At 68.4% G+C, this 6,605-nt stretch carries 5 protein-coding genes; 2 read left to right on the top strand and 3 right to left on the bottom strand.

The annotated features are described in order from the left end of the window. The first annotated feature begins 192 nt into the window (after window positions 1-192). Together ACFYML_RS35600 and ACFYML_RS35595 are read left to right on the top strand one after the other, a co-directional pair. Window positions 193-810 (top strand): hypothetical protein, encoded by a 618-nt coding sequence (locus ACFYML_RS35600; RefSeq protein ID WP_387424826.1) that lies wholly within the window; start codon window positions 193-195, stop codon window positions 808-810. Between the two features lie 697 nt (window positions 811-1,507). Continuing rightward, entirely contained in the window at window positions 1,508-2,845 is a 1,338-nt protein-coding gene (locus ACFYML_RS35595; protein WP_387424825.1) for a sugar phosphate isomerase/epimerase family protein, read from the top strand. 261 nt (window positions 2,846-3,106) lie between these two features. Here ACFYML_RS35595 and ACFYML_RS35590 read toward each other — a convergent pair whose 3' ends face one another. The 3 genes from ACFYML_RS35590 to ACFYML_RS35580 all read right to left on the bottom strand — a co-directional run bounded on the left by ACFYML_RS35590 (window position 3,107) and on the right by ACFYML_RS35580 (window position 6,604). Further along, entirely contained in the window at window positions 3,107-3,403 is a 297-nt protein-coding gene (locus ACFYML_RS35590) for a hypothetical protein (RefSeq protein ID WP_387424824.1), read from the bottom strand. Between the two features lie 56 nt (window positions 3,404-3,459). Continuing rightward, on the bottom strand, window positions 3,460-5,220 hold the full coding sequence (locus tag ACFYML_RS35585; protein ID WP_387424823.1) for a VWA domain-containing protein: 1,761 nt from the start codon (window positions 5,218-5,220) through the stop codon (window positions 3,460-3,462). A gap of 91 nt (window positions 5,221-5,311) precedes the next feature. After that, window positions 5,312-6,604, bottom strand: coding sequence for a serine/threonine-protein kinase (locus ACFYML_RS35580; RefSeq protein ID WP_387424822.1), 1,293 nt, complete (start codon window positions 6,602-6,604; stop codon window positions 5,312-5,314). Between the last annotated feature and the right edge of the window lies 1 nt (window position 6,605).

Genomic DNA, 6,605 nt, shown 5'->3' with positions numbered 1-6,605 from the left:
CACTGACCACGCCTCATCAGTCAACTCCCCGCGACGCACCACCGGCACATCGTCAACGATCAACCACTACAAGATCGGCAGGACACGCCCTAGGCGAGGAACAACAACATTTAAAGATCACGTTAGGTTCTGGGGACACCTGATCGGGTCGGCACGAGGCGAGCGCTCGCACGAGGCCCCGGCCGATGTGACGTGAGCGTTGTGGACCCCGTCCACCGCCTCGCGATCTGGCTGCGCCCCACGTCGGCCGACCCGCTGGGTCTGCTGGGCACGTTGTGCCGCCTGCTCGCCGGCACCCTCACCATGGCGTTCACGCTGGCCGTCGTCGGGGTCACGCTGAACCTCGTCGGCTGGCAGTGCGTGCCGTACGTCGATTGCCGGGCTGACCGCCCGTACCTGTCCTGGCTCGCCGCGGTGCCGATAGGTCCCCGCCTGGCCCTGCTGGCACTGATCCCTCTGCTCGCGCTGCGCGTGATCTGGGCGATCGGCGCCCGCTCGGCGCGAGCGTTTGAGGGCTTCGGCCCGACGTCTGCGGAGCCGAGGCCATCGGAGATGACCGAGAGCCTGTCCACGCCCGGGTTCTGCGACGACGAGCGGGTCACGTCCTGGCTGCGCCAGATCCACCTCGGGATCGGCGCCGGCACGCTGAACGCCAGCCTCCTCGCCGGCGTCTCCGACGGCGGGCACAATCCGCTCGGCCCACTGCTGTTCAACGCCGCCGCCCTGGTGGTGTTCTGCGGGTACTGCTCTGCCTGCCCGGGCCGGCCAGCCAGGCGCAGGCCCGTCGCCTCCTGCGCCCGCTGTGGGTGATCACCACCATGGTGACTGCGCTGAGCCTCAGCTACGCCGACTCACCCGATGGTCCTCGCCGCAGCCACCGTCCTCCAACTGCCACCCGCCACCCTGCCCAGAGTGGCGCTGCTGACCCACGGCAGCCCACTGCGCCGCATCTACGCCCGCCTCTACCCCGCCTACCTCGGCCACCACGTCAACAAGCCGAGGCACGGCGAAAAGCCGGCGCACGCGGCGGCACCCACATCGCACCCACGTGACACCCACCGTCCGAAAAGGCCAGACAGCAAGAAGGGCCCGAACCGCGTTACCGCAGCCCGGACCCCCGGCGGTGGCATCTCGGCGACGAGCCGCTCATGCAGCCAACGACGTCGTGATCCGGCCACGGCCATCGACCGCACCGATCTCGCCAAGCAACTCCCGTGCCGCCGTCGACCGGCACCATAGTGCGGCGGAACGCCTCGTAGACCGCGCCGATCCCCCCGTCGTCGCCGTAAAAGAGTTCGTGCACGTCCCTAGCGGAAAGCGTTTTCCAGGTCTAGCCTACGACGACCACTCAGGGATGCTTGGCCTGGTGGCGAGAGGGGAGCTGCCGCGGCGAGTGCCGGCGGTGTCCCCGCTACTGCTCGCAACGCCGCTCCGTGACCCGAGCCGAGACGAAGTCCCGGAGACCGGTGACACGAGCCCACATTCAGACGGTACGGAAGGAATTGCGATGAGGAGACGCCAACTGCTTCTGTCCGCCATCGCGGCAACTGCCTCGCTGCCCGCGACCGCTGGCCACGCGTCCGCTGCCTGGGCGGGCAGCAACTCGACCACGCCACTGCCGAAAGCCCGGCCGTACTACACCGGTGACTTCCCGGTGAGCCTCAACCTATACAGCTTCAACGTCAACATCAACGCGTGGCTGAAGGGCCGCAAGGGCGCACCGCCTATCACCACCCTCGATGCGATCAGGTTCGCCAAGGATGCCGGTTTCGAGGCGGTGGACGTCACCTCGTACTTCATCCCGGGCTACGACAACAACACCATGCCCACCCTTCCACGCGAAGAGGTCATGCAGTATGCCCGGCAGATCAGGTCGCTCTGCCAGGAGTTGGGCCTCGCCATCAGCGGCACCGGGGCACAGAACGACTTCGCCGAACCGGACGATGCGCTGCGCGCGCTGGACGTGGAGCGGCTCAAGTTCTGGATCGACGTCGCCGCGGAGATGGGCGCGCCGGTGATGCGGGTGTTCTCCGGGGTCGTACCCGCCGACATCGACCAGCTCGGCTGGGAGGCGATCGCCAGGGGTCGGGTCGCCCCGCCGCTGCGGCTGCTCGCCGACTACGCCGCCGCCAGAGGCGTCCAGCTGGGGTTGCAGAACCACGGCGACATGACGGCCACAGCAGAGCAGACCATTCAGATCCTGCGGTGGATCGACCGCCCGAACGTCGGAATCATCGACGACACCGGATACTTCCGCCCGTTCCGCAGCGCCACCGGGCTGGGCTACGACTGGTACGCCGACATCGCCGCGGTGCTGCCCCACACCAACAACTTCCAGGTCAAGAAGAAGCCAGCCGGCGCCGAGACCGACCTGCTCATGGACCTCGACCGGCTCTTCACCGACGTGCGGTTCAGCAGCTACCGCGGCTACCTTCCGCTCGAAGTGCTGTGGCACAAGGATGAACCGACCAACCCCAAGCAGCTCTCGGCACCGCCCTACGACCAGATCACCGACTTCCTCACCAAGGTGCAGGGCGCCCTCGCCCGCACCAAGGCGCAGCCGTTCGACGCGATCGACCAGGCACTGGGGCGCTTCCAGGCCACCGGTGACCTCGGCCAGCCGGCGTACGTCCACCTGCGCAACGCCGTACGGCAGGCCGAGCACAAGTTCACCATCGGGAAGCCGGATCAGTCCGCCGACGAGATGCGCGGCTTCCTGTCGACCATCTCTCTGGAGTCGGCAGCGGGCCGGATCTCGGGGCCGGCTCAGGACGCGTTGTCGCAGCAGGTGAACGCCCTGCTGCTGTCCTTCACCGACGTCTTCGGCACCGCGTCACCCGGCTGAGCAGCTAGAGGCAGCGCCCGCTCCAGCCGACGCACCGTGGGTGCCGATCCGAGCGGGGCCGGGGTCGGTCAGGAGATGACCCAACCGACCCGGTATGTCACGTGAGCGGCCACGGTCTCCGTCTGTTCCAGCTCACGTCCGGCACCGTTGCGAACCGTGGGGAGGCGACTGGCAGCATCAGCAGACCGGAGACCGTGCTGATCAGCCGGTTCGACCGGCGGCAGCCGCTGCGGTACACCGTGCCCACCCGCTGACCGCAGGTCAGCGGGTGGGCACGGGTTGTAGGTGAGTGAGGAGGTGACGATCCCGAAGTTGCCGTTTCCCGCTCCGCGGAGCGCCCGGAGCAGGTCCGAGTGGTTCTTCAGGTCCACCTCGATCGCCTTGGCGCCGTCGGCCCCCCCATGGGACGACAATCTCCGCCCCGATCAGGTTGTCGCAGGTCATGCCGAGGTAGCGGGTGAGGAAGCCGAAGCCGCCGCCGAGGGTCGCACCGGACAGGCCCACGCTTCCCTCCGTCCCAGTCGTTACCGCAAGATCCTGCTTCCCGAGGGTGGTCACCGCCTCCAACTGGTTGAGCCCGGCGCCGACCGTTGCGCGGCCTGAATTACGCGACGCTAGAAGCTGCTGACCAGCTTGACGAACGCGTCATCGATCTTCGCCGGGTCGCGGGCGTCGAACGCCTTGCCCGCGGACGCCTTGGCGATCCGGTCCAGCGTCCCGAAATCGGACTGCTCATCAAAGGCGACGCAGAAAATTTTGACCGGTCGGTCCGGATCCAACGCGACATCCTGGAGCAGCCGGGCGAGATTGTTGTCCTTGTTGTACTCGTTCTTGCCGTCCGTCAGTACGACCACTGCGTTGATCCGGGACTGGTCATAGTGGTCGAGCATGTGACGGTGTGCCGCCCGTACCGTGGCGTACAGAGCGGTGCCGCCCTCGACATGGAGATTGTTGATCTCATTGGTGAGCGCCTCCTGGTCGAACGCCGACAGCCGGACCTCCTCGCTGTACGGCGACTTCGGCCGCTGTTTCGTCTCGGACGAGAACGACCAGAGCGCGACCTGGTCCTCGGAGTTCAAGAGGCCGAAGCCTTTGGCGGCGGCCCTGGTCGCCACCTGGAACCTGGTCTGGTCACCGATCTTTGCTTTCATCGAACCGGACGTGTCGACGGCCACGAGGATGTTCGCCTTCTTACGCAGCGTGCCCCAGCCGGTGAGGATCGCCTTGACCACGGTGGGATCAGGCGGGTCGAAGTAGGTGAGATCTTGGGCCCCGCGCCCGCCGACGGAGGCGATCAGCGGGCCGGACGCGTTCCGCTCGTGATCGCGGAACCCGAGGCGGCTGAAGCTCCGCTGCTGCGGCGACTCCTGAAGGAATGCCAGGAAGTCGGCAGCGGCGTCACGTTGCTCCGGGCTGGCCGAGGGGAGGACCACGTACGGGTGGTCGAGGTTGAACGTGCCCTCCTTCGGATACACCGCGACCAGCGGGACCCTCGGCTTCTCGCCCCGGGTCGGGCTCAGCTCCCCCTCGTTGTACTGGTAGACCAACTCCTCCTGCGTCACCACCGCGCTCATGTCGGTCGGGGCCGCTGTGCCGGCGCCGGACAGGTCCGCCTCGGCGCGGTTCTTCAGCAGATCCACGATGTCGTCGCTGTAGTGGGACACGTTGGCCTCGATGCGGCGGACGAACTGGGTCACCGCCGGATTCGCGAGGTCGTTCTCGGTGAGGTCGCTGGCGCGGTTGATGGCCGCGTAGTACGTCGCGATCGTGGCCGCCAGCCCAGAGGTGGACAGGTACGGGTTGACCTTGCCGAAGGTGAACCGCCCCCACTCTGGGCGACCGAAGGTGGCCCAGCCCGTGCGCCCGGACAAGCCCAGGATCTCACCCCAGCCGAGTCGGCCCTGCTGTTGGAGCAGCTCTCCCTTCGGCTGCGGCATGGCGATGACCAGCGGGCTGTTCGCGATCGACGGGTACCGGCCGGGGGTCTGCGCCGGGCGCCCGGCGGCCTCGTCCAGCAACTTCAACTGCCCGGTCCACAGGGTCGACGTCGGCAACCACACCTGCGGCCGTGGCAGGGTGGGCTGCTTGACTGCCCAGTCGCCGGCCAGCGCGTCTGTCGCCGCACCGGAGGTGAGGCCATGTACGGTCACGACGGCGCACCGGCCACCGACCCGCCGATCGCTCTTGTTGTAGCGTTCTGCCAGCTCGCCGAGCAGCACGTCCTTCTCGGTCGACGAGCTGACCTCCAGCGGCGTGCACCCGACGTCCGCCGCGGGTCGGACGATCAGGTAGGCCGCCGTGACGACCGCGACTCCGGCCACGATGGCCGCGGTGTACGGCAACCACGGCCGGGCAGTCGGTCGACCTGAAACCATGTGGTCCCTCCAGAGTGTCGGCTGACGGCGTCGACATCAGCCACCAGCCCGGCCGAGCCGCGGTGCGGACCGACCGGATCGTGTTCGTGGGTCAGGGCCTGGACCGGAGCAGGGTCGTGGCCTGGTCGGCTGTCGACGCCTCCCCGGGATCCGGCTCGGTGCTTGGGGCCAGCGCGGCGGCGACCAGCAGGCGGACGACGTACACCACGACGAAGGTCACCGCGCCGGTGAGTGCCGCGGCGCCGACCGCGGTCGACGCGACGTAGCCAGACGCCATGCCGACCGCACCGAGGAAGATCGCGATCGAGACCCCCCACGGGTCCCCGAGCTCCCGGCGGAGCCGACCCGACCAGGGGCCCCGCCGTACCGGGGCGGTCGGCTCGCGGTTCTCCCGCCGCGCCGGGGCGCCGGTCACGCGCGTGACCGGCGCGTGCTCGGGGAGGTCGGGCAGGGTTGGCCTGGCCGCCTGGCCCAGGGGCGGGGATCCGGGTGCCGGGTACGACGGCGTCGGCGCGGTGGCGGCTTGGTTGCCCTGCTTGAGGACGGTCTCCAGCAGCAGGTCCGTCGAGGGCCGCGCGGTGTGCCCGAGCAGCCGCAGCAGGACCTGTTCGGCGTTCGGCCGCGCATCCTGTTCCTTCTGCAGACAATGCCTGATCAGGTCGTCCAGCGCGTCGGAGAGGCCATGCAGGTCCGGTGGCTCGTGCAGGACGCGGTTCATCACCGCGACGATCGAATCGTTGCCGAACGGTGGCCTGCCCGCTGCCGCGAAGGCGATGGTCGCCGCCCACGCGAACACGTCACAGGCGGGACCCACCCGGTGGTTATGGAACCGCTCCGGTGCCATGTATGGCGCCGTTCCCATGACCTGCCTGGTCATCGTCTCGGTGACGTCGAGTGCGCGGGCGATGCCGAAGTCGATCACGCGTGGACCGTCCCGCCCGAGAATGACGTTGTCCGGCTTCAGGTCGCGATGGACCACGTCGGACTGGTGGATCGCGGTCAGCGCAGTGGCGGTGCCAACGGCCAGTCGGTGCAACGCGTTCCCGGAGATCGGACCCTGCTCACGGACGTGCCGCTGCAGGGTCGGGCCCTCGATGAACTCGCTGACCACGTACGGTGGGTCCGCGTCTACCTCGGCGAACAGGATCTGAGCCGTACAGAAGGGGGCGACCCGTCGCGCGGCGGCGATCTCCTTCGCGAACTGAGACTTGATCCGGGGGCTCTGGCGCAGGTCAACATTGATCATCTTGACCGCTACCCGGTTACCGTTCCCGTCCCTGCCCAGGTAGACGACGCCCTGGCCGCCCGCGCCCAGCCGCCCGATCAGCTGGTAGGGCCCCGCCGTGCGTGGATCATGCGAACTCAGCGGCGTGGTACCCGGCATC

Source organism: Micromonospora sp. NPDC007230, from assembly GCF_042869115.1.
Taxonomy (GTDB): Bacteria; Actinomycetota; Actinomycetes; order Mycobacteriales; family Micromonosporaceae; genus Micromonospora.
The sequence above is the reverse complement of the archived record's forward strand: the minus strand, read 5'-3'. Positions and strand labels throughout refer to the sequence as shown.